This window comes from Alteracholeplasma palmae J233, assembly GCF_000968055.1.
GTDB lineage: Bacteria > Bacillota_I > Bacilli_A > Acholeplasmatales > Acholeplasmataceae > Alteracholeplasma > Alteracholeplasma palmae.
In genome coordinates this window covers 467,147-491,729 of the sequence record NC_022538.1, presented here as the reverse complement: position 1 = coordinate 491,729, position 24,583 = coordinate 467,147, and the positions used below count along the sequence as shown (strand labels likewise).

Here is a 24,583-nt window from a genome sequence, read left to right as displayed (position 1 = left end):
TGTTTTTTTCTTTCTTGGCAAATATATATATTTATGCGATAATAGATTAAGGAGTGAGACTATGAAAAAATACTTAATTGCCCTAGACCTAGATGGGACCTTACTAAATGACTTTAGTAAATTATCAGATACTACCATAAAAACAATTAAAAAGCTTGAAGAGATTGGTCATTTTCCTGTGATAGCAACTGGAAGACCTTATCATTCATGTTCGATGTTCCATGAAGAATTAGGTCTTAAAACACCTCTTATTTCAGATAATGGTGGCTCTATTAGAAATCCAAAAGATCCAAAATTTCAATCTATTATTCAAAGAATTGATTTAGCTGTTTCTCATAAGTTATTTCAAAAAACTAAGCCCTATTTAATATCAGCTTTCTTTAGTGATAATAGCCATGTATATGCTTATAAAGACTCAGAATACTTAAAGGCAATCTTCCAAAGTGATGGTGTCCCAACTACTCAAGTAGAATTTGATCAAATAGATATTGCCCCAACCGGTATGGTTTATCTTATTGATGTTAATCATAAAGAAGAATTTGAGGCTATGATTGAATCTGAGTTTAAAAACTTAATTCAATACAGATTATGGGGGTCTGATTATAAGCACAGTTTATATGAACTTTATGTTCCAAATATTTCTAAAGCTTCAGCGATTAATACTTTAGCTAGCATGTATGGTGTTCCAAAAGAACAAATTATGGTGTTTGGTGATGGTATAAACGATATAGAAATGCTTCTTGATGCGGAATATGGTATCATCATGGAAAATGCTCATGTTGATGTAAAAGGTTTAACTAAATACAAAACAAGTTTTTCAAATCATGATGATGGTGTGGCTAAATATTTACAAGAATTTTTTAAACTTGATGTTTAAAGATGCTTCTTAATTGTTTCATAAGTGTAACCTAATGATAGTAATTTTTTAATTACTTTAGCATCATCTTGATACTTTTGTCTAAACTTAGTAATATCTTGTTTTATCTTTTCATCACTAAAAATATAATTATCAAGTTGTGACATTACATCTGAAATTTTATTATACGAATAACCCTTAGTTAATAAACTTTGGGTTATTTTTTTACTTGCAACTTCACTTGATAGCTTTTGATTTTTTTTGACTAGTTTTAAAAACTCTTTTTCTAACTGATCAGTATCATCTTTTAACATAAGGTACTCGTTATACTCTGATTCACTAAATCCTTTTTGAGTGAGTTTATTTTTGATCTGATTTCTACTTTTATTTGTATATTCTATGATATTTTTAATAAGCTTTTCATCATTGATTAATTTTTTGTTTTTTAGTTCTGAAATGATTTCTTCTATATTATTTTCACTAACTTCATTTTGTCTTAAAAATTTAATAAGTTCATAACTTGATTTAGGGTTTTTTAATTTATTTAAAGTTTTTTGATAAATTAAGTAATAATTATTTTTATTAATAATCTCTTCCATCAATTCATGAGATACTTCTTTATCTTTAGTTAAGCGAAAAAAGAGAATTGTATCCTCAGTTAGAATCAATTCATTTTCTTCTAACTTTACTTGATAGTTTTTCCCTTTTTTTGATATTTTTTCTATTTTCATCTTAATTCAAGTGCCAATGCATATTTAATATATGCATCGTTTTCTAAATCTGATACTCTTTTAATATACTCTTTAAATAGTGCTTCACTTTGTTTAACAGTAAATGTATCAGTTACGTATGAAATATTGTTTTTATCTGAAAACACCTTAATTTGATTATTGAGTTCTTCTAAGGACTCTATTTTACTATTTGTAAGATATTCTAAAAATAATCTTTCATTTTTTAAATCTATCCAAGTATCCAGTGTTACTTTGATATCTTTATGTCTATTTAAAACTGGAAAATCATTTAAATAGAAATCATTGATGACTGTGTCTTCGTCTAATATTTTTTCTTGTCCAATTGTTACAAATTTTCCTTCTTCATTAGCATAAAACCAGTTACCTTCAGTATATTTAACATAATAATTAGAAGTTCCTATTCTAACAGTTGCTTGATAAATATCTTTGCCAAAAGTTTTTTTGCCAACAATTTGAGCATCTAGTTGAATTTTGAGAATACTTGCTAAAGATTCAGCTGCTGATGCAGTATTTTGGTCTACTAAAACCACTATATTGTCAGTGTAATTTTTAGGTGTTAATCGTCCATTACCAGTAATTTTACTGCTTACTTCTTTTCTTTTAGTATGAACTGCTTGGAAAACAGTTCCAAAATTCTTTGAGCTATTTAAAGGTACTAGTTCCTGAACAATTTTGTCTAAAGTACTTAAATATCCACCAGGATTACCTCTTAAGTCTAAAATTAATTTAGTGGGATTATCTATATTAATTTGAATCATTTCTCTTTTGAATAATTCACCAGCGGTCTCATCAAATTCTTTTAATTTTAAATATACTGTATTATCATCAATTTTTTTAGATGAAACTATACTAGAACTATCTGTATTTAATTCTTTATATAAAATTGTTATTGGTGTTAATATTTGATTACCTCTTTGAATGATAAGATCGATTGAATCTATACCTGGTTTAGATTTTAATAAAGCAGTTACTTCTTCTTGTGTTTTTCCTTGAAAGTATTGTCTTTCAAGATTACTAAAAACTCCTATAATTAAATCATTTGGAAAAATTTTTCCTAGTGAATCACTATTAGGATCAACTGAAATGACAAGTAACTGGTTTAAACTATTAAATTGGAATGTGATACCAATTTTTCTATTTTCTGCTTGATTTCTTGTTATAGAACTTGTCGTATCTCCATCATCATAAGTAATTTGAGCGTACCTATCATTCAGCAATGAAACCATGCCTAGTAATTTTGCATGCATAATTGTTTCTTGTTCATATGTTTTTCCATACATCGCTTCATTTTCAATAATTTGTTGTAATTGGCGTTCAATTTGACTATTAGATTGTACAGGTTTTGTAAAGATAGTTCCTACTAGGTATCCTAATCCAAATAATAAAGGAATTAGAACAAGTGCTGCTACCGCTATAATTCTATTTTTCATTTTTATATTTTCATCATTCATTTTAATTCCCCTTCCAAAAGCCTTCACCAATAACCTCATTTGTTTTTACAATAAATGTAAATGCATTTTGGTCATTTTCTGAAATAATTTTTTTTAAGATATATAATTGTTGTCTATATAAGGTGCATATAACCATTGATTTTTCTTCATCAGTAAATCCACCTCTCACACTCACTTTAGTTAAGCCTCTTTTTAAATTACTAAAGATTACCTTTTTCAGTCCTTCAGGATCGTTTGTCACGATAAAGACTGTGTAACTATTTTTTCCTATTACGGCTACCTTATCAATAACGATTCCAGCTATTATCATAGATATTAGTCCATACAATCCTACTTCAAAAGAAATTGTTGTCATAGCTAATAAAATGACTATCCCATCTGTAAAATATAAAACAAATGAGAATGGAATATGAAATTTTTGGCTAATAATTTTTTGATAAACATCCATACCACCAGTTGTGGCATTATGTCTAATAACAAGACCAATACCGCTACCAACAAAGAAACCACCAAATAAAGCAGCAATCAATAATCTATTATTTTCGCTTATTTGATTTATAATCAGGTTGGGTGAGATATTTGTCTTCTCAAATATAAAGATAATCACTGGATAAAGTAGTGTAGAATAAGCTGTTCTAATAAAGAACTGTTTTCCCAAAAATGCCCATCCAATAAGTAAAGCAATGACATTCATAATTAATAAAAATAATGCATCACTCATGAGTTTAAGTGGTCTAACTAATATGGATATACCAGAGACTCCACCTGTAACTAGCGCTTCTGGTGATAAGAAGAAGTAAAATCCTATGGCTAAAGAAATAACCCCAAGAGTTATTTGAGTCCATTCTATATGTTTACCTTTTAGTCTATCATTCACTTTTTTTAAGATATTCATTGATAAACCCTTCAATCTCTCCATCCATAACTTGTTCAATCTGAGCTACTTCAAAGTTTGTTCTATGATCTTTAACCATTTGATAAGGGTGGAATACGTATGATCGTATTTGTGAACCCCAACCAATATCTTTTTGTTCACCTTTGATACTTCGTAATTCTTCTTCTTTTCGTTTAATTTCTTCTTGAACTAATTTAGATTTTAAAATTGATAATGCTGTTTCTTTATTTTTAATTTGGCTTCTTTCATTTTGGCATGTAACAACTATACCTGTTGGTATATGAGTAATTCTAACTGCAGAGTCCGTTGTATTAACTGACTGACCACCAGCACCACTACTTCTATATACATCTACTTTAATGTCTTCATCTTTTATGTCTATATCAACAGTTTCATCAATTTCTGGCATAATATCGCAAGAAACGAATGAAGTATGTCTTCTTGCATTAGAGTCAAAAGGTGATATTCTCACTAATCTATGAACCCCACGTTCTGCTTTTAAGTATCCATATGCAAATGGTCCTTTAATTAGCATAGTAACGCTTTTAACTCCAGCTTCTTCACCAGCTTGATAGTCTAGTATTTCAACTTTAAACTTCTTTTTTTGTGCGTATCTTTGGTACATTCTAAATAGCATTTCGCACCAATCTTGTGATTCAGTACCACCTGCACCTGGATGTAATACTAAAATAGCATTATTAAAATCATAGGTATCACTTAGCAATACTTCAATTTCAAAATTTTTAATTGCTTTTGATAATTTAACAATGTCTTTTTCTAGAATAGTCCATTCTTCTGTTTGTTCTTCACTTAGTTCAAACCAATCAACAATATTATCATAATCTTTTTTTATTTCTTGATATGTTTTAAGTTGTTCTGCAATGTTATTAGCAGCTTGTGTTGTTTTTTTAGCTTCTTTTGAATCATTCCAGAAGTTAGGTTCTTGCATTTTCTTATTCAAGGCTTCTAGTTCAATATTTTTTTCAGATACATTAATTGCTTTTTCTAAATCAATGATACTTTTTTCAAACTGTTCTAGAGTTTTATTGATTTCATAACGTTCCATTTAAAAACTCCTTATCTCCAAGGCGCTGTTTTGCCTCTGTTTTTTCTTACTCTTTGTTTCTTGTCTTTTTCTTCTGCATTATCAGCAGCCTTAGCGCCTTTAACTACAGCTTCTCTTGTCACATTCACTTGAATGCGGGCCATGATTGCATATTTTGTAACATCTTTTGCGATATTTTCAATCATTTCATCAAATAATCGCTTACCTTCTTGTTGGTAAATAATAAGTGGATTTTGTTGTCCGTATGCTTGTAATCTTACACCTTGTCTTAACTCACTCATTACATCAATGTGTCTCATCCAATATGTATCAATCATTCTAAGCATAATAACTTTTAAAAACTCATTATATACTTCAATAGGGGTTGCTGCTTTTTTAGCTTCTAATTCCTTTAAAGCTTCACTTGTAATAAGGCTAATTAATTCATCTTCATCTAGTTTTTTTAATTCGTTTAAGTCAAATGTATCTTTATAGAAAAGAGTTGATTCAAGATGATTTACCAATCCTTCATCATCAATTTCGTATTTGTTACGTCCAACTTCAGTTATAAAAGGTGACACTTCATTTTCTATTGTTGCCTCAATCATTTTAATTACTTTATCTTCAATAGATTCTAAAGTCAAGACGTCTTTTCTTTGTCCGTAAATAATTTCTCTTTGAACTCTTAACACATCATCATATTTTAATACGTTTTTACGTGTGTCGTAGTTATTACCTTCTATTCTTTTTTGAGCATTTGTAACAAACTTAGAAAGCATCTTAGAAGATATTGGTTCACCTGGACCGTTAATTTTACTCATTTGTTTCACAATTGATTTAAATCTTTCTCCAGTAAATCTAACAAGTAATTCATCTTCACCTGATACAAAGAATCTTGAATATCCAGGATCTCCTTGTCTACCAGCACGCCCTCTTAACTGATTATCAATACGTCTAGATTCATGTCTTTCTGTTCCTAAAACTGCTAATCCACCTAATTCTACAACACCTTCACCAAGCTTAATATCAGTCCCACGTCCAGCCATATTTGTAGCGATTGTAACTGCGTTTTTAAGACCTGCTTTAGCAATGATTTCAGCTTCTCTTTCGTGGTTCTTAGCATTCAATATTTCATGGGGAATTCTATTTTTTCTTAGTAACATAGAAATTATTTCTGATGTTTCAACCGCAACCGTTCCAATTAACATAGGTTGCCCTTTTTCATGTCTTTCTTTTACTTCTTTAATTAATGCATCAAATTTTTCTTCTATTGTTGCATATAAATAATCTGTTTCATCTTTTCTAATAACTGGTAGATTCGTAGGAATTTCAATAACTTCCATATTATAGATATCTCTAAATTCATCTTCTTCTGTTTTAGCAGTACCAGTCATCCCAGATAATTTTTTATACATTCTAAAGAAGTTTTGATAAGTGATAGTCGCAACAGTAACTGTTTCTTTTTTCACATCTACATTTTCTTTTGCTTCTAGTGCTTGGTGTAATCCTTCACTAAATTGACGTCCTCTTAAAATACGTCCTGTAAATTGATCAACAATTAAAACTTCTCCACCATCAACAACGTATTCTTTGTCGCGTGCCATAATATAATTAGCTCTTAATGCATTATTGATATGATGTAGTAATGAGACATTTCTCAAATCATATAAATTACTAATCTGGAATACAGATTCAGCTCTATTTATACCAGCTTCTGATAGTTCAATTGTCTTAGTTTCAATATCAATTTCATATTCATCTTCTTTAAGTGATTTTGCAAATCTATCTGCTTGTTCATATAAGTTTTGCGTGTTTTTAGCACCACCAGAAATAATTAACGGTGTTCTTGCTTCATCAATTAAAATAGAGTCAACTTCATCGACAATGGCAAAATTATACCCTCTTTGAGCAACCATTTCACCTGCATATAAAACCATGTGATCACGTAAATAATCAAATCCTAATTCACTATTTGTTGAATATAAGACATCTGCACTATATGCATCTTTTTTATCTTCACTTGATAATTCTCTTAAGTTTAAACCTACTGTTAGCCCTAAAAATCTAAAAATATCTCCAATTTCGCCTTCAGCTTCACGTTTTGCTAGATACTCATTTACAGTTACAATATGAACGCCTAGGCCGTTTAAAGCATTTAAGTATGCTGGCATAACTGATGTTAAAGTTTTACCTTCACCTGTTTTCATTTCTGCTATATTTCCATGATGTATTGCGATAGCACCTAATACTTGTACATAATATGGTGTTTTATGTGAAACTCTTTTTGAAGCTTCTCTTACTAATGCATATGCTTCTGGTAAAAGATCATCAAGTGTTTCGCCTGCATTAAATCTTTGTTTGTATTCTTGTGTTTTATTTCTAATTTCTTCATCACTTAATACAGCCATTTGACTTTCAAGTGAAAAAACTTTGTCTGCTAATTTTCTAGCAATTTTTAATTCTTTTTTTGTTGAACTGAATAAATTTTTAAACACTCATGCCACTTCCTTAATTAGTTTTTAGTTTGAAGAAAATCTTCTATGATTTTTTTGTCTTGTGGAACAAGTTTGTCCCAAGGTATTTCATTAAGTTTAAACCATTTTAATTCTGATAGTTCGCTTTTTTGTGCTTTCATATCGCCTTTTACTTCCGTGATAATAAAACTTTGGATAACAAGATATGAAACATCGTTATTAGGATAATGTAAGACAAAATCTTTTCCTGCATATACATTAAAAACAGATATATCAATAGGTGTTAGATTAGTTTCTTCTTTTACTTCTCTTGTTAGAGTATCTAAGAATGTTTCACCTAATTCCATGGATCCTCCGTGAAGTCCCCAAAGTTTAAAATCTGTTCTTTTTTGTAATAAGATTTTTTTATCTTTATAAATAATTGCCGCAACACATGGCATAAAAAGCGGATCATTGCCTATTTTCTTGCGAATTGTCTTGACATAGCCCATAACAGAACTCCTTAAAAATTAAAAATGAGTTAAAAAACTGTAGACTTTAACCATTTTATTTACGATACCTATAAATATTTTACCACATTTAGCAGTTTTTACTTTAAAAATAAGGTGATAACTAAAACAAAAAAACTCTCATCCTATATTCTTTACAAATATAGTACTAGAGTTTATTTTTTAATGTTATCTTAATTCAAAATACTCTTGTTTTACGAGTCTCTTTTTTTTAGATACTATAATAAACGGGAATTTGCTAATTTTTTGGTTATATATAGAAACAAGCATATTATAGTTTTTTTGTACACAAATTAATTCTTCTTGAATTTCAATACTTTTTTCTTTAATACTAGAGTAATTGTGAGTCTCTTTAATTACTTGTTGTTCTAGCATCTGTTCTATTAAATCATTTAAACAAGCTACATATAAAGATTTATCAACCATAGCAGACAAATCTTTTTTCTCTATTTCCAAATCAGTTTTGTTAATAATATCATTCATTTTTTGATATATATCATACTTTTTAAGTAAAACTAAATCAATCTTAGTTTTTACTTCAAGGACTCTTTTTTCTGATTTTTGAATTGATTTTAACGCTATCACATAAAATATTATACAAATAAGTATGGCTATAATGATTACTGAAAAAATAATACTACTCACAATAAGCATATTCAAATATATTGGTAAAACCATCTATTTTCTCCTAATCTTTCTACTTAGCAAGATTCTTAAATATACTTACTTTATCTGTTTTTTCCCAAGGAAGTAAAACATCTGTTCTACCAAAATGACCGTAAGATGCTGTCTTTTGATATATAGGATTTTTAAGTTCTAAATAGTCTATGATTTTTTTAGGTCTTAAGTCAAAGTTTTCTAAGATAACTTCTAATATTTTTTCATCAGATACTTTTCCAGTATTAAAAGTATCTACATAAACTCCAACAGGTTTTGCAACACCAATAGCATAAGCTAATTGAATTTCACAAGTTTCTGCTATTTTTGATGCTACAATGTTTTTAGCTAAATATCTTGCCATATATGCAGCACTTCTATCTACTTTCGAAGGGTCTTTACCACTAAATGCCCCACCACCATGGCGTGAATATCCACCGTATGTGTCAACGATAATTTTTCTACCTGTTAATCCTGAATCTCCATTTGGCCCACCAATAACGAATCTTCCTGTTGGATTAATAAAGTATTTTGTATCAGATGTAATTAATTCTTTAGGTAAAACAACATCAAAGACATTTTTCTTAATTTCTTTATGTAATTGTTCTTGAGTAATATCTTCATCATGTTGAGTTGATAAAACTACTGAATCAATAAATAATGGTTTATTGTTTTCATCATAAGCAATTGTTACTTGAGTTTTACCATCTGGTCTTAAGCCTTTAACAATATTTTCTTCTCTAACTTTTGTTAATCGTAATGCTAATTCATGTGATAAGGCAATTGGTAAGGGCATTAATTGTTCGTTATCATTTTTAGCAAAACCAAACATTAATCCTTGGTCTCCAGCACCTTGGTCTTCTTTATCAACACCCATGGCAATATCTGGTGATTGTTCATGTAATCGGTTGATAATTTCTACTGTATCATATGAAAATAAGTATTCTTTTTTATCATATCCAATAGATTTGATTGTTTTTCTAACAATTTCTTCTACATTAATAGAAGCTTTAGTAGTTATTTCTCCAAAAACAACTACTGTATTAGTAGTTACTGCTGTTTCAACAGCAACTCTTGAATCTTTATCCTGACTTAGTATAGCATCTAAAATAGCATCTGATATTTGATCACAAACTTTATCTGCATGCCCTTTAGTAACTGACTCACTTGTAAATAATTGGTACATAATTTCTCCTTCTTTCTTCAAAAAAAAGTGGCTTCCCAGAGGAAAGCCAATGTTTCCTTATTGATGGGTTTCCCCCTAGTGGTAAGCACCTAATTAAATAGGTTGCTGCTACTTCACAGGCCACTGACGCCTCGATAGCTCTTAATAAGTATATAGTTATTTTTAATCGCAACTTATCATACTACATTTTATATGTTTTGTAAAGTATTAAAAGCTATTATATAATTCTTTTATTTCTGTATCATACTTTAAAAATCTTTCTTGCAGTTTATAATCAAAATATTCAACTAACTCTTTAGTGAATATTTCCATACTAGCAGCATGTGAGTATGGTCTTTTATATGGCTTAACATTTCTTAATGTTACATAGATATCTGATAATAAAATAATTTGAGCATGAATATCTGGTTGTATTTTAAGCATATTTTGCTTAAATGTTTCATTAGCCGATCCTTCTAGATGAGCTCTGACAATATCTTCAGTTTTTTGTGCTAATTGTAGCCTTCTTGCTATTTTAGCGCCAAGTTCAGTTTTTTCTTTAATTTTTTGATAGTTAATTTCATCTAATGTTTCTTCTTGATTCATTACTTGTCTGATTTCATCATACTGTAAGTGTACTAATGCATATAAATTTAAATCTTGTTTTTCCTCTTCTGGTAAGTTGTAGTATTCTGCCAGTTTATTAGCTATAGCTAAAACCTGATTTGCATGCTTAGCATCTAGTAGAGTATATGATGATGAAAAGACAACTGAAAATAAATTAGAAACAATATGAGAAAAGTCATCTTGAACTTGTCTTCTTTTAACAAGTTCTTTTTTTCTTTCTTCTTGTAGTTGTTGACCGATAGAAACAATGACATAAACAACTAGATAAAATACAATAAACAAAACTGTTCTTAAGACAATATCACTAAATTCTGGCCTTGTAATAAATGCTTCAAAAAACTGTTGAATAGATAATTTCATCTCGATAATATTATACGTAAGAACAAAGTGAATCATTGTTAAAATTGTTAACATACTCAAAAACGAACTACTCAATAATTTTTTATCTTGGTATAAAGAAATAACTACTAATGCATAATAAATAAGTGTATATGCAGGTGTTTCTAAATGACTATCTTGCGGGTATACTTTAATATAAACAAGAATTGAGGATAAAAACATATAAAATGATGCAACATACATTGCTACTTGTTGTTTTGTTTTATCATTTTTATCTTGGGCAATAAGTGTTTTTAATAATTTATTGATTGCATAGGTAAGTGGAAAGAATAAAACAGTTACTAACCAGTCACTTTGATTTTGACTATTTAAAGAAACCGCAAAAAAGATAAGTGAATAAAGGATATTAGACATGAAAATAATGTTTTTAATAACAATATTTCTTCTATGTAAAACAGCTACATCTTGAGCAATATCTATTCCTTGATCAAAACCAAAAAACTTGGCAAAAAGATTTCTGCCAAGCGTTTTTACTTTTTTACTTTTTGGGATTTTATCATGTTTCATACGAACCCCTCTTAATCATTATTTTTCTATATAATCGTAAATAGTTGTTTTTTCATATGCATCACTTTCATGAGCAGTTTCTTCACTCATGATTTGAGCAACTCTTGTAGAAGCTGCTGCTGCGATACTACCGACAATATCATCTAAGAATGTATGACATTTGCCTTCTTTTTTACCTTCTTCATTTAAAAATGAAACTATGCCTTGTTTATTAACATCTATTTCACCAAAGTTAGTTACTCCAATTGTACCATAGTTACCAGCGACATCAATACCCATTAACTCATCAATTCCAAATAATCCTAAATCTTCATATAAGATATCTTGAATAGGACCTTTGAATAATTTTTCTTCTGCTAGTCTATCAATTTCAGAAGCTAACTGAACATGGTGGAAGATATCTCTAAAAGATAATATTCTTTCAACTGATTGGACACATAATTCTAATGATACGCCTTCTGTATATTTAGACTGTTGGCGATAAGCTATTTCAGCTATTTCACTTACTTTAACTCCACGTCTTGCTAGTGTTTCTTTGTTAATTCTTAGCATTTCTTCTTGTGTATATAATAATTTTTTCTTAGTATTATTCATGATTCTTCCTCCTATTGGAATTTATCACCTGTTTTTATAAGTGATTGTCCGTTTAAAAATACTTTTGTTGTTAATATTTTTCTGCCTTGTTGTTGGATTTCTAAGATTTCTACTGTACCGTTTTTAGTCGCTACTAATATTTTTTTATCTTGAATTAAAATTGTCCCTGGCATTTCATCTAATATTATATCACTTTTTTGTGCATTATATATTTTTAACTTCTCATTTTTTATTTCAGTATAAGCTCCTGTTTGAGGAGATAAGCCTTTTATATGGCCTAAAACAAACTTAGTTTCTTTATTCCAATCTATTTTTTCTTCTTCTTTTTTTATCGTATACGCAAATGTTACAAGTGCTTCATCTTGCTTTTCTTTTTTATATTGTTTCTTTAATATTTTATCAATATTTTCTTCAAGTAATTCTTTTCCAATAGTGCTTAATTTTTGTGATAATGTTTGGTAGTTATCAGATTCTGAAATAAGAACTTCTTTTTTTTCTATCATATCACCAGCATCCATTTTATAAACCATTTCCATTAAGGTAACACCCGTTTTTTCTTCTGCTTCAAAGAGTGCATATTGAATAGGTGCTCCTCCTCTATATTTAGGGAGTAAAGATCCATGGATATTAATTGCTGGCACTTCTTCTAATAAAGCTTTAGGAAGAATTTGACCATAAGCTGCTGTTATAATTAATTCTGGTTTTAGATCTAAAATGTATTGATATTCTTTTGATAATTTTTCTGGTTGATAAACTTTGACACCATATGATTCTGCTAGTTGTTTTACTGGTGATGGTGTTACAACTTGTTTTCTACCAACTTTTTTATCTGGTTGAGTTACTACTAGCCCAACTGGATATTTTTTATCCAGTAACATTTTTAAAATTGGCACTGAAAACTCTGGCGTTCCCATAAATACTATCATATAATTTCCTTCTTTCTTAAATTAACGTAGCAAATTGACTAAAATAAATTTTAGTTTCTACATCTTTAAAATTGTTAATTTCTTCTTCTATTTTCTTATCTATTGTATCATATTTTAAAGTTAACAAAACTCTATATTTATTATCTCTTTTTTGAATAAGTGATGGCGTTGGTCCTAACACAATCATTGTTTTTGAGAGTAATATTTTTATCCTATCGGCTATTTGATATGTTTTTAAATATGATGGATGTTCTATTAATAACTGACTCACTTTTTTAAAAGGTGGCATTTTTTGAATTTTTCTTTCAAATAAGACCTGTTTGAAAAACTCCTCATTATTAAGAGTGCTTGCAGTTTTTATAGCATAGTGATTAATATCATAAGATTGAATAACCACATCACCTTTTTTACTTCTGCCTGATCTTCCTGATGCTTGTAAGATAAGTTGGAATGTTTTTTCTACTGCTTTGATACTAGGAACTTTTAATAATCCATCTGCCATGATAATCCCAACTAAAGTAACATTAGAAAAGTCAAGTCCTTTAGCAACCATTTGTGTGCCTAATAGTATGTCTGCCTTATGATTTTTAAAATCATCCCAAATATGTTCATGACTATTTTTTTTACTAGTTGTATCTGCATCTAATCTAAGTACTTTAGCATTAAAGTGTTTATGTAGTTCTTGTTCGATATACTCAATGCCAACACCAACTTCTTTAACTGTGTTTTTTTTACAAACAGTGCACTCTTTTGAAAAGGGTTCTTCATAGCCACAATGTTGGCATTTTAAAATATTTTTATTTTTATAATAAGTTAGACTTATCTGACAATCCGGGCATTTAGGAACATTTCCACAGTGTCTACACATAACAAAAGGAGAATATCCTTTTCTGTTCATGAATAATATAATTTGTTCATTTTTAGAAAGTTTTTCTTCTATTTGCGACTTTAGTTCTGTAGAAAATGGGGTTAAGTTACCTTTTTTAAGTTCTTCTCTCATATCAATGAGTTTGACGTTTGGCAAATGATTTACAAGAGCTCTTTTAGTTAGTTTTAAAAGTTTATATTCTTTGTTTGTTGCTTTATAAAAGGTTTCTACAGAAGGGCTTGCACTTCCTAATAAAAGCGGTATTTGATGGTATTTGGCTCTTGTTTGTGCAATTTGTCTTGTATCATAAGAAACTGTGTCATCTTGTATATATGAGTCATCTTGCTCTTCATCAATAATGATGATTCCAAGATCACTTATTGGAGAAAAAATAGCACTTCTAGTTCCTAATATAATTTTAGCTTTGTTATTTTTAATTTTTTGATATTCATCATATTTTTGACCTGAATTAAGATTGCTATGTAAGATAGAAACAATGCTCTCATCAAATTTTGATTTTAACCTCTGTGCAAATGGTCCAATTAGCATAATTTCTGGGACTAAGATTAATGCCTTTTTATGATTATTTAAAGTGTCTTCTATTAATTTTAAATAAATTTCTGTTTTACCAGATCCTGTGACACCATATAAAAGATATGTTTCATATTTATTTAAATTAACTTTTTCATATTCTTTTTGTTGATCACTGTTTAGAATAATTTTTTTATCTTCTAAGTCAAAGATATGAGTGACTGCTCTATTTGATGTAATCAATTCTGGAATAAGCACATTTTTTGAAATAAGACTTTTAATAATACTTGGAGATAGTATTTCTAGTGCTTCTTTTCTAGTAATTTCTTGTTTATTAAGTTCTAAAATAAGTTGTTGCTTTACTGTCAATTTTTCATGTGTTTGATAGTTTATTTTATAGTTAGTTTCGTATTTTTCTACTTCTTTTTGTTTAATTATAGTAGTAATATCTATAGCATTGTTTTCTTTTAACTTTTTTAAAGAATTATAAAATGTTTCTTCATCTTTATTTGTAAGTATCCACTCATTTTTCTTATTAAATTTTTTAATTATTTCATCATCTATTTTACTTGAGTCTAAAATAGTTATCTTCTTCTGATAGTTTAGTAATAGTTCTTTTGGTAAAATAGTTTGATAAACTGCACTCATTAAACTAAAAGGAGTTTTTAATAAATAATCAGCAATCAAAAAAAGTTCTTCATCAATAGAAGGGGTGATATCTAGTATTTTTTCAATTTTTCTTGTTGCTTGAGTGCTTTCAGGAATTAAATTAATGATGTAGCCAAGTCTTTTCATATTACCAAATGGCACAATCACTCTCATTCCTTTTTTTAGATCAAGCTGCATAGCTTCAGGAATGATATAATCATAATATTTATTTAATTCTGATGCTTTTAAATCAATTACTATTTGTGCTATCATTTTATCTTCACCTATTTTATTATAGCATAATCAGTATGATTATAGCCTTCTTGAGGCAGAAAAAAGAGCCATTCATGAAAACGGCTCTCCTGTTAAATTATTTAATTGATTTTAGGATACTATCAATCTTATTTCCGTATGCCAATGCTTCGTCATACTTGAAAATTAAGTCAGGTATTTTTCTGATATTTCTGATTTTTTTAGCTAATTCCATACGGATTGCTATTTTCTTTTCTTCAATCACTGAAGCTGCTAATTCAATGGTTTCTTTTTCATCACTTAATACTGTATAAAAGATAGTTGCGTATGATAAATCTTTAGTTACTTTAACCTCTGTAATATTAATGTACCCTACTGTTGGATTTTTAATAACGTTATTAATGATTACAGCAACTTCTCTTTGAATCAAACTACTTAGTCTATCAGTTGTAATTCCCATATTTTAAGCCTCCACTTCTTCTAATTTAGATGCTTCTATTATATCACCAACTTTAATATCATTAAAGTCTTCTACTGAAAGTCCGCATTCAAAACCTTTTCTAACCTCTTTAACATCATCTTTAAATCTCTTTAATGAAGCTAATTTACCTTCATAAACAACAATTCCATCTCTAACTACTCTGACTAAAGCATCTTTTGCTACATAGCCATCTGTTACATAACATCCTGCAATCGTTCCAATTTTACTTACTTTAAATGTTTCTCTTACTTCGATTTGTCCTGTTACAACTTCTTCAAATGTTGGTTCTAACATTCCTTTTAAGGCTTTTTCAATGTCTTCTATAATACGATAAACTACATTATATAATCTTAATTCAACGCCTTCGTTTTCTGCTAAACTTCTAACAGCAGCATTTGGTCTAACATTGAATCCAATTAAAATAGCATCAGAAGCTTTAGCTAATGTAACATCGCTTTCAGATATTGCACCAACACCAGCTCTAACTAAGTTTGCATGGAATCCATCGATATCTATTTTAGCTAACATTCCTTTTAAGGCTTCAATAGATCCTTGAACATCACCTTTTAAAACGATGTTTAATACTTTTTCAGTATCTTCTAAATTGCTAAACATACTATCTAAGCTCTTAGCTTTAGTAAATTTGCGTTCGTTTTCTCTATCTCTTGCTTCTCTTGTTGCAGCTATTTGTCTAGCTGTTTTTTCATCACTAAATGCCATAAAGATATCTCCAGCTTGAGGAACAGTATTTAATCCTGTTACTTCAACCGGTGAAGCAGGTCCCGCTTCTTCATAACGACGTTTTAAGTCATCTGTCATTGTTCTAACTTTACCGTATGTATTGCCGGCAACAACAATATCTCCGACTTTTAAAGTTCCTGTTTCAACAATAAAAGTTGCTACTGGTCCACGTGATTTATCTAAACTTGCTTCAATAATAGTACCTTTAGCTAATCTGTTTGGGTTAGCTTTATATTCTTCAATTTCACTTAATAAAAGAATAACATCTAATAATTCATCTAATCCTTGACGTTTTAATGCAGATACCATAACATATGGAGTTTTTCCTCCCCATGCTTCTGGTAGTAAATCATAATTAGATAATTCGTTCATTACATTTTCTGGGTTAGCTGTTGGTTTATCAACTTTATTAACTGCAACTATTATTGGAACTTTAGCTGCTTTAGCGTGTTCTAAAGCTTCAACTGTTTGAGGCATTACACCATCATCAGCCGCAACAACTAAGATACATATATCTGTTACTTTAGCTCCACGTGCTCTCATTTCAGTGAAAGCAGCATGTCCTGGAGTATCGATAAATGTAATTTTATCGCCATTCCAGTTAACTTGGTAAGCACCTATATGTTGTGTAATTCCACCTGCTTCTCCTTCAACTACTCTAGCTTTTCTAATAGCATCTAATAGTGTAGTTTTACCATGGTCAACGTGTCCCATGATGGTAATAATTGGTGGTCTTTTTACTAAATCTTTTGGATCATCAACGATTTCGATTTCATCATAACGAGTAGCATCAGTAATGACTTCGTCTTCTACTTTAACATTAAAATCAAGTGCCAATAATTCAATAGTTTCTCTATCTAAGGTTTGATTTACACTAGCCATCATGCCGTATTGCATTAATTTTTTAATTAAAACAGCATTTGATATTCCAAATCCTTGTGCAATATCTAAAACAGTATTCTCTGCTTTAATTATATACACCTTGTCATCTCCTGTTTTAACTTCTTTTTTTACTGGAATATTAGACTTTCTAACTTCCTTTTTTGCCGCTTTTTTGGCCATAGTTATTCACTCCTTCTATTTGACTAATAGATCACTAAATCCTTTATCTAAGATGCCGATAACTTTAACATTATGCATTCCAATAGCCTTGGAAAGCTCCTCACTATTTAGTCTTTCTATTACTTGTGTTTCATAAGTTTTTGATTTATCATAAATTTTCTTCTTTGTATTATCTGAAGCATCTGTTGCGATAACTACTAGAAACAATTTCTTTTTTCTAAGAGATTCAACAACAAAGTCAGTCCCTACAACTACCTTTTTAGCAATGTATGCTAAGCCTAATGTTTTATTCATTTGCTAAGCCTAATAGTTCTTCATATATTTCATCAGGAACTGTTACTTCTAATTTTTTATCTAGAGCTTTTGATTTTTTAGCTAATTCAATCACTTTCTTAGAAAGTGTTAAATAAGCACCTCTACCTTGAGCTTTTCCAGTTTTATCAACGGATACTTTTCCTTCTTTGGTTGCTGCAACTCTAATAAGTTCTTTTTTATCTTTAACTTCTTTTGTTACAACACATGTTCTTAAAGGCTGTTTTTTAATTTTCATTAAATCACCTCTTAATTTTTATTTTAATAAATAATTCCTTCTTGTTGAGCTTGTGTTTCTGATTTAATGTCAATGCTCCAACCAGATGCTTGAACAGCTAGTTTAACATTTTGTCCTAATTTACCAATTGCAAGTGATAATTGATCATCTGGGACAATTGCAAGTGCACTCTTTTCTTTTGGATTTACTTTTGTAACTGCAACAACTTTAGCAGGTTGTAATGCATTAGCAATTAGTTCTTGTTCATTATCACTCCAGCGGAATAAATCAATTTTTTCTCCACTAATAGCTTTAACGATTTCTCTAATTCTTTGTCCGCCTTCACCAACGCATGCTCCAATTGGATCAACTTTTGGATCTTCTGAACGGACACCAATTTTACTACGATCTCCAGCATCTCTTGAAATACCCATAATTGAGATAATTCCTTCTTTTATTTCTGGAACTAATTCTTCTAATAATCTTGTAATAAGTCCATTTTGTACTCTACTTACAAATACTTTTGGCCATTTAGTTGTGCTTTGAACTTCAGTTATATAAACTTTGATTCTGTCATTTACGTGGAATACATCATTTGGTAATGCTTCTTTTTTAGGTAATAAAGTAGTCATTTCCTTTTCTAATTCCAATTTATAGTAGTTATCATCAACATCAGTAACTCTAGCTGTAACCATCTCATGTTCAACTGCTTTAAAATGATTGTAAATTGTTTCTTTTTGTTTGTTTGTCAATTCTTCATTAAATCTATTTTTAAAATCTTTAATTGCGTATAAATTGAAATCTTTAGGGTCAACTTTAATTTCAATAAGTTGTCCTGGTTTAACGCGTGTTTTCATTTCTTTTGCATCTTCTACAGTGATAAATGTATATTCTTTATTTAATGGGTTAGATGTCATATCTTCTTCTAATGTATCTTCATCTAAAACATAATATTGTTTATAAAGTAATATTTCACTTTTATCTTCTTTTATTTCTACTCTACAGCTTCTTACGCCATGCGCTTTTTTACAACCAGCAATAAGCCCTTTTTCAAAAGCTTCTAATACTTGGTCTTTATTTAATCCACGTTCATCAGCAACCGCTTCGATTGTATTAAAAAAATCTTTACTAATCATTTTTATAGTTCTCCTTAAAATTTAATGGCTTTTCTAATTTTAGATATTTTGGAATATGGTATTTCTTTGATAACTTTTCTACCTTTTTGGTTAGCTGCAATTACTAAGACATCTTCTTTAACATCTTCTAAGACTGCATCACCTTTATAAAAATCTGAAACAATATGAAGAAATCCACCTTTATGAGCCTTAACTTCTTCAATGTTGTTAAGTGGTCTTTCAAGCCCAACACTAGAAACTTCTAAAAATACGCTATCTGGAAGTTCATCACTCACTGCTTCAATAATTTTATTATTGATAGGTTCAATAATATCATGCGATAAATTTTCTTCATCAATAAGTATTTCAAGAATTTGAGCTCCAAATTCATTTTTAAACTTGATACTGTATAATTTCATATTAAGTTCTTTTAATATTTCTGTAATTATATTTGTTATTTTATCAAAATTCAATTTTAAGCACCTCAATTAAAATGAGTGGATTTTATCAGCCCACTCATCATTACGTATAAATTATATCACTTTCTATAAATTTTACAACTTTTTAAAGAATTCCTACCAATAATTACTATTGAAAACTAACATTTTTAATTTGATATAATGACAAGCTTATTTTTATCTGTTTATTTTTTAGATTGCTGTATATCTAACTAGCAATATTTTGCTGTTTTATGTTATAATATTCTCATGGTTATACTACAAAAAGGTGGTACGTTTATGAGAATGACAAAACAAAGAAAACTGATTCTTGATATTTTTAAAAATAGTAATAAACCTTTAAATGCTGAAATGATTTATGATTTATTGCCAAAAAATGAAATGAACCTATCAACAGTTTATAGAAACTTAGAACTTTTTAATTTAGAAGATATCATTTCTAGAAGTACAATTGATAATACTAACTATTACTATTTAACAGATTCTAAGCACCATCATTATATGATTTGCCTAGAATGTCATAAAATGATTCCTGTTGACTGTGGATTAACTCATATCGAAACATCCGTTTCTGAAGAACACCATTTTAAAATTACACATCATGATATGACCTTATATGGTTACTGTGATGAATGTCAAGTAAAGTTAGGACTATAAAATGATAAAAGCTGTTTATCCTGGATCTTTTGATCCTATTACAATTGGACATGTAGATATTATAAAAAGGGCTGCTAGCCTAGTTGATGAACTGCATGTAGTGGTTGCTGATAATTTAACAAAGAAAAAAACTTTTACAACCCAAGAACGCATTGATATGCTTAAACTTGTTTTAAAAGATATTCCAAATATTGTTGTCAGTTCTACTACTGATTTAGTTATAAGATACGCAGAAAATAACAATATTGGTATTTTAGTTAGAGGTCTTAGAAATATTCAAGATTATGAAAATGAATATGCCTTATATCAATTTAACAGAAATTTAAATAAAGAAATTGAAACTATTATTCTTTTCCCTTCTTCAAAAAATCACTTTGTATCATCTTCTGGAATCAAAGAGTTAGTTTATCACCATGCTGATATCTCACTTTATGTTCCTCACGAGATAATTGATTTAGTAGAAACTAAATTTCATAAAAAAGATAAGTAATAAACAGTTTTTAAACTGTTTTTATTTTTGACAAAATTTAAATAATTAAGCTTAACGGAGATAACAAATGAATATAAAAAAAACTATTGATCACTTTATTGATAAAATGATTTTAAATTCTACTTTCGATAAACCTTACTGGAATATTGAACTTATAAAAAAAGGTAAGCCAAACAACTGGAATCACATTGATGGTTGTATGACAACCTCACTTCTTTCTTTATATGAACAAACAAGCAATACCAAATATCTAGATTTTGTTGACTATTTTGTTGATTACTATATATTTGAAGATGGTACTATTAGAGGCTTTGATCCACAAAAATATAGTGCTGATGATTTGGCACATAGTAGAGTCTTATTTGACTTATACAAATTAACTAAGAAAGAAAAATATTTAAAAGCTATCCACCACACCTATTCACAATTAAAAAGTCAACCTAGAACTAAAGAAGGTAACTTTTGGCATAAATTAGTGTATCATGATCAAGTATGGTTAGATGGACTATATATGTTTCAACCTTTCTATACGCTTTATGAAACGCAATTTAATCAAAAAAATAATTATTTAGATATTATCAACCAATTCAAGAATGTACGTAAAATTATGTTTGATGAAAATAAAAAACTATATTATCAAGGCTATGATGAATCTAAAACCCTTTTTTGGGCAGATAAAAAAACTGGTCTTTCTAAACATTTTTGGCTACGTGCGATGGGGTGGTATGTGGCTGCTTTATCAGATGTTTCTGTTTATATAGAAGATATAAAATCCAAAGAGTATTTAGCATCTTTACTAAAAGAAGCCATTGACGGTCTTCTTTTATACCAAGATTATGAGTCTAAAATGTTTTATCATGTCATAGATTTGGCTGATAGACCAGAAAATTATTTAGAAACCAGCGGAACACTATTAATTGCATACGCTATTTTACACGCTTCAAATAATCATATTTTGGATGAGTCCTATGAAGCAATTGGAGTAACTATTTTTGAAGGGACTTGCAAGAAACAACTAACTGAAGTTAATGGCGATTTGAATTTAGAAAATATTTGTTTATCAGTAGGTCTTGGTCCTGAATCAAATACTAAAAGAGATGGTACATTTGAATATTATATTTCAGAACCTATTGTTAAGAATGATGCTAAAGGTGTCGGTCCTTTAGTAATGGCTTATGTTGAATATTTAAAAATATCTAAATAGTTTAAAAGTCCTTTTCAGGACTTTTATTTTTTAAATTAATTTATTTTCTTTAAAAAAATCATATAGTTTATCTTCTTCTATATGTGGCGTTACAAAATCAGCAACTTCTTTTAATTCAGGGTATCCGGTATTACCCATAGCAATCCCAATATCAGCTAACTTTAACATTTCTATATCGTTATGCCCATCTCCAACACAAATCAATTGGTAATCAGGATACTTTTCCTTAATTTTTCTAATAGCGGTTGCCTTATTGACTGTTGGGGATACTAAATCCACTCCACCATAATGCCAAAAATAAGGCTTAAACATTGGGAAGTCCTTTAAGATCTCATTAATTTCATTTTTATCTTCTTTAAAAAGCCAAATTTGATAAACGTGATTATTTAAATAAAACTCAGGATTAATAACTGGCTTTGTTGTTTGGAATCCTTTTAGTGCATAAATAACTGACTCATCGACAAAGGTTACAGCTTCTTCATGAAACCCAACCATTCCTATACTAATATTGTCATTTAATGTTTTTTTACAATTCTTTCTACATCTTTAGCATCAATGAATTCTTCAAAAACAATTTTATCTTGATCCATTGTTACTGCACCATTAACTAAAATTCTATATTTAAAGTAAGGGGCCATATCACCTAATATATCCACTTTACTTGGTCCTCTACCAGTGGCAAAACCTAATATAACATCTTTATCATTTGCAAGTTCTAAAAGAAGTTTTCTAGTTTGCGGTAAAATTTGCTTTTGTTTACTACTTAATATGGTATTATCCACATCAAAAAATATTATTCTTTTCATAATACACCTCAAAATTATTATAACATAAATTATCTTACTATCATTTTTTGTTTTTTTGTAGTAAAATAGTAATAGTTTATTGCGATTCATAAGGAGTGAGTATATTGGCAAAAAATGTATTATTAAAACAAGGTGAAATAGGCATCTTCGCTTTAGGCGGTTTAGGCGAAGTTGGTAAAAACACTTATGTATATGAAATAGATGATCAAATATTTATCGTGGATGCTGGAATTTTATTCCCAGATGACCACTTATTAGGAATAGACTATGTTATTCCTGACTATCAATATTTAATAGAAAATGAAGAACGTATTGTTGGTCTTTTCATTACACATGGTCACGAAGACCATATAGGTGGGATACCTTACTTATTAAAAAAAGTAAAAATTCCAAAAATTTATGCTTCTGGTATAGCAATTGATTTAATTGAATATAAATTATTAGAACATAAAGATATTAAACCACCAAAAATTGAAAGTTATAAGAGTTATTACAATTACCAATTTAATGGAACTGAAATCTCATTTATTCGTTTAAATCACTCAATTCCGGATATGTTTGGTATTGTATTTAAAACGAAACAAGGGACATTATTCCACACTGGAGACTTTAAGATTGATTTTACTCCAGTTGGTAAACCAGCTGAATATGAAAAACTAGCTAAGATTGGTTCTGAAGGTGTTTTATGCCTTCTATCTGATTCTACTAATGCTGAACAAGATGTTTTAATCCAATCCGAAAGTAAAGTTGGACGTTCTATTAATGAACTTTTCACTCGTATTGAAGGAAGAATCATTATTGCAACATTTGCCTCTAACTTATATAGAATTCAACAAATTATAGAAGCTGCTATCTTAACAAATAGAAAGGTTGCTGTTTTTGGTAGAAGCATGGAAAGAGCTTTAGAAGCAGGTCAACAAAGCGGTTATATTAAAGCACCTAAAGGTACTATTATTGATGCTAATGAAATTAATAAATATAAAGCAAGTGAAATTACTTTATTATGTACAGGATCTCAAGGTGAACCCTTAGCGGCTTTAAGTAGAATTGCAAATGGGTCTCATAGACAAATTAAGGCAATCAAAGGTGATACTGTTATCTTCTCTTCTTCACCAATTCCTGGTAATCAAGAAGGCGTTAATAAAACAATTAACTTATTATTTAGATCTGATGTGAACGTAATTACTCACGGACCTTTAGCAGATACTCATACTTCTGGTCATGGTAGCCAAAATGATTTAAAACTCATGTTAAGTTTTATTAAACCAAAATTCTTTATTCCAATGCACGGTGAACACAGAATGCTTAAACAACATAGTCGTCTTGCAATTGAGTGCGGTGTTAAGCCTAATAACATACTTATTATGGATAATGGTGATGTCGCTGCGGTTACTAAAGATAGTTTAAGAAATGCTGGTAGAGTTACTGCTGGTGATGTTTATATTGATGGTTCTGGAATCGGTGATATAGGTAGTTCAGTTTTAAAAGAAAGACGTGCTTTAAGTGAGGAAGGTTTATTCTCAGTTATCTTAAGTCTTGATTCTAAAAAGAAAAAGATTTTAAATGCTCCTACTGTTATTTCACGTGGATTTATCTACATGAAGGGTAACGAACAATTAATTCAAACTTTATCTAGTGATGTAAAGAAACATTTAGATATTCAATTAAAGAAAAAAGAGTTCAATGAAACTCAACTAAAACAAAATATTATAGATTTCTTAGCTCCTAAAATTTATGAGTTAACTTTAAGAAGACCTATGATTATTCCAATATTAATGGACATTGCTAAATAATTAAAACACCTAATAACGCTATCCCTTACAGAGGTTTTAGTAGTTATTAGGTTTTTTTTCTATTTAACTAAGTTAAGATATTCTTATTTTA

25 protein-coding genes and 1 riboswitch are annotated in these 24,583 nt (G+C 29.2%); of the genes, 5 read left to right on the top strand and 20 right to left on the bottom strand.

All coding sequences use genetic code 11. The features are described 5' to 3' along the window. The first annotated feature begins 61 nt into the window (after positions 1-61). The gene (locus BN854_RS02390; RefSeq protein WP_026657157.1) at positions 62-877 is read left to right on the top strand and encodes a Cof-type HAD-IIB family hydrolase; all 816 of its coding nucleotides are present in this window, start codon (positions 62-64) and stop codon (positions 875-877) included. Here BN854_RS02390 and BN854_RS02385 read toward each other — a convergent pair. The 18 genes from BN854_RS02385 to rimP all read right to left on the bottom strand — a co-directional run bounded on the left by BN854_RS02385 (position 874) and on the right by rimP (position 19,557). After that, entirely contained in the window at positions 874-1,587 is a 714-nt protein-coding gene (locus BN854_RS02385) for a regulatory protein RecX (protein ID WP_026657149.1), read from the bottom strand. The genes BN854_RS02390 and BN854_RS02385 overlap by 4 nt on opposite strands. Further along, on the bottom strand, positions 1,584-3,059 hold the full coding sequence (locus BN854_RS02380; protein ID WP_026657143.1) for a S41 family peptidase: 1,476 nt from the start codon (positions 3,057-3,059) through the stop codon (positions 1,584-1,586). Before BN854_RS02380 ends, BN854_RS02385 begins: the two co-directional genes overlap by 4 nt. A gap of 1 nt (position 3,060) precedes the next feature. Continuing rightward, positions 3,061-3,954, bottom strand: coding sequence for a YitT family protein (locus BN854_RS02375; protein ID WP_045959711.1), 894 nt, complete (start codon positions 3,952-3,954; stop codon positions 3,061-3,063). Beyond that, positions 3,929-5,020, bottom strand: a complete 1,092-nt coding sequence (gene prfB / locus BN854_RS02370) for a peptide chain release factor 2 (protein WP_026657130.1) — start codon at positions 5,018-5,020, stop codon at positions 3,929-3,931. Before prfB ends, BN854_RS02375 begins: the two co-directional genes overlap by 26 nt. 11 nt (positions 5,021-5,031) lie before the next feature. Then, positions 5,032-7,494, bottom strand: a complete 2,463-nt coding sequence (gene secA, locus BN854_RS02365; RefSeq protein ID WP_026657122.1) for a preprotein translocase subunit SecA — start codon at positions 7,492-7,494, stop codon at positions 5,032-5,034. A 17-nt stretch (positions 7,495-7,511) separates the two neighbouring features. Continuing rightward, complete coding sequence (locus BN854_RS02360; protein ID WP_026657115.1) at positions 7,512-7,964, bottom strand: NUDIX hydrolase; 453 nt, start codon at positions 7,962-7,964, stop codon at positions 7,512-7,514. A gap of 186 nt (positions 7,965-8,150) precedes the next feature. Further along, positions 8,151-8,660, bottom strand: coding sequence for a hypothetical protein (locus BN854_RS02355; protein WP_026657107.1), 510 nt, complete (start codon positions 8,658-8,660; stop codon positions 8,151-8,153). Between the two features lie 19 nt (positions 8,661-8,679). Beyond that, complete coding sequence (gene metK, locus BN854_RS02350; RefSeq protein ID WP_045959709.1) at positions 8,680-9,825, bottom strand: methionine adenosyltransferase; 1,146 nt, start codon at positions 9,823-9,825, stop codon at positions 8,680-8,682. Positions 9,826-9,879: 54 nt separating this feature from the next. Next, positions 9,880-9,976, bottom strand: a riboswitch (SAM riboswitch). A 56-nt stretch (positions 9,977-10,032) separates the two neighbouring features. Further along, complete coding sequence (locus tag BN854_RS02345) at positions 10,033-11,337, bottom strand: HD-GYP domain-containing protein (RefSeq protein WP_026657091.1); 1,305 nt, start codon at positions 11,335-11,337, stop codon at positions 10,033-10,035. An 18-nt stretch (positions 11,338-11,355) separates the two neighbouring features. Then, the gene (locus BN854_RS02340) at positions 11,356-11,931 is read right to left on the bottom strand and encodes a phosphatidylglycerophosphatase A family protein (RefSeq protein WP_026657083.1); all 576 of its coding nucleotides are present in this window, start codon (positions 11,929-11,931) and stop codon (positions 11,356-11,358) included. An 11-nt stretch (positions 11,932-11,942) separates the two neighbouring features. Then, on the bottom strand, positions 11,943-12,857 hold the full coding sequence (gene fmt / locus BN854_RS02335; protein ID WP_026657078.1) for a methionyl-tRNA formyltransferase: 915 nt from the start codon (positions 12,855-12,857) through the stop codon (positions 11,943-11,945). A gap of 16 nt (positions 12,858-12,873) precedes the next feature. After that, positions 12,874-15,177, bottom strand: coding sequence for a replication restart helicase PriA (priA, locus tag BN854_RS02330; protein WP_026657070.1), 2,304 nt, complete (start codon positions 15,175-15,177; stop codon positions 12,874-12,876). Positions 15,178-15,274: 97 nt separating this feature from the next. Further along, the gene (rbfA, locus tag BN854_RS02325; protein WP_026657062.1) at positions 15,275-15,616 is read right to left on the bottom strand and encodes a 30S ribosome-binding factor RbfA; all 342 of its coding nucleotides are present in this window, start codon (positions 15,614-15,616) and stop codon (positions 15,275-15,277) included. Between the two features lie 3 nt (positions 15,617-15,619). Then, entirely contained in the window at positions 15,620-17,440 is a 1,821-nt protein-coding gene (infB, locus tag BN854_RS02320; protein ID WP_026657055.1) for a translation initiation factor IF-2, read from the bottom strand. A gap of 15 nt (positions 17,441-17,455) precedes the next feature. Further along, positions 17,456-17,734 carry a L7Ae/L30e/S12e/Gadd45 family ribosomal protein gene (locus tag BN854_RS02315; RefSeq protein ID WP_026657048.1) on the bottom strand — a complete coding sequence of 93 codons (279 nt, stop codon included), beginning with the start codon at positions 17,732-17,734 and terminating at the stop codon, positions 17,456-17,458. Further along, the gene (rnpM, locus tag BN854_RS02310) at positions 17,727-17,990 is read right to left on the bottom strand and encodes an RNase P modulator RnpM (protein WP_026657043.1); all 264 of its coding nucleotides are present in this window, start codon (positions 17,988-17,990) and stop codon (positions 17,727-17,729) included. The genes BN854_RS02315 and rnpM overlap by 8 nt, the downstream gene beginning before the upstream one ends. A gap of 23 nt (positions 17,991-18,013) precedes the next feature. Next, positions 18,014-19,105: a transcription termination factor NusA gene (gene nusA / locus BN854_RS02305; RefSeq protein WP_026657036.1), complete on the bottom strand. Its 1,092-nt coding sequence runs from the start codon at positions 19,103-19,105 to the stop codon at positions 18,014-18,016. 14 nt (positions 19,106-19,119) lie between these two features. Further along, positions 19,120-19,557 carry a ribosome maturation factor RimP gene (rimP, locus tag BN854_RS02300; RefSeq protein ID WP_026657034.1) on the bottom strand — a complete coding sequence of 146 codons (438 nt, stop codon included), beginning with the start codon at positions 19,555-19,557 and terminating at the stop codon, positions 19,120-19,122. 264 nt (positions 19,558-19,821) lie between these two features. Here rimP and BN854_RS02295 point away from each other — a divergent pair, with 264 nt between their 5' ends. The 3 genes from BN854_RS02295 to BN854_RS02285 all read left to right on the top strand — a co-directional run bounded on the left by BN854_RS02295 (position 19,822) and on the right by BN854_RS02285 (position 21,893). Then, complete coding sequence (locus tag BN854_RS02295; RefSeq protein ID WP_026657033.1) at positions 19,822-20,199, top strand: Fur family transcriptional regulator; 378 nt, start codon at positions 19,822-19,824, stop codon at positions 20,197-20,199. Position 20,200: 1 nt separating this feature from the next. After that, a complete protein-coding gene (gene coaD, locus BN854_RS02290; protein WP_026657032.1) occupies positions 20,201-20,689 on the top strand; it encodes a pantetheine-phosphate adenylyltransferase in 489 nt (162 codons plus the stop codon). A 67-nt stretch (positions 20,690-20,756) separates the two neighbouring features. Continuing rightward, entirely contained in the window at positions 20,757-21,893 is a 1,137-nt protein-coding gene (locus tag BN854_RS02285; RefSeq protein WP_026657031.1) for a glycoside hydrolase family 88/105 protein, read from the top strand. Positions 21,894-21,923: 30 nt separating this feature from the next. Here the strand turns inward: BN854_RS02285 and BN854_RS08020 are convergent, their stop codons facing one another. Further along, positions 21,924-22,388 carry an HAD family hydrolase gene (locus tag BN854_RS08020; protein WP_026657030.1) on the bottom strand — a complete coding sequence of 155 codons (465 nt, stop codon included), beginning with the start codon at positions 22,386-22,388 and terminating at the stop codon, positions 21,924-21,926. A gap of 20 nt (positions 22,389-22,408) precedes the next feature. Next, positions 22,409-22,699 carry an HAD family hydrolase gene (locus BN854_RS08015; RefSeq protein WP_026657029.1) on the bottom strand — a complete coding sequence of 97 codons (291 nt, stop codon included), beginning with the start codon at positions 22,697-22,699 and terminating at the stop codon, positions 22,409-22,411. Positions 22,700-22,794: 95 nt separating this feature from the next. Here BN854_RS08015 and BN854_RS02275 point away from each other — a divergent pair, with 95 nt between their 5' ends. Next, a complete protein-coding gene (locus BN854_RS02275) occupies positions 22,795-24,492 on the top strand; it encodes a ribonuclease J (protein WP_045959704.1) in 1,698 nt (565 codons plus the stop codon). The last annotated feature ends 91 nt before the right edge of the window (positions 24,493-24,583 follow it).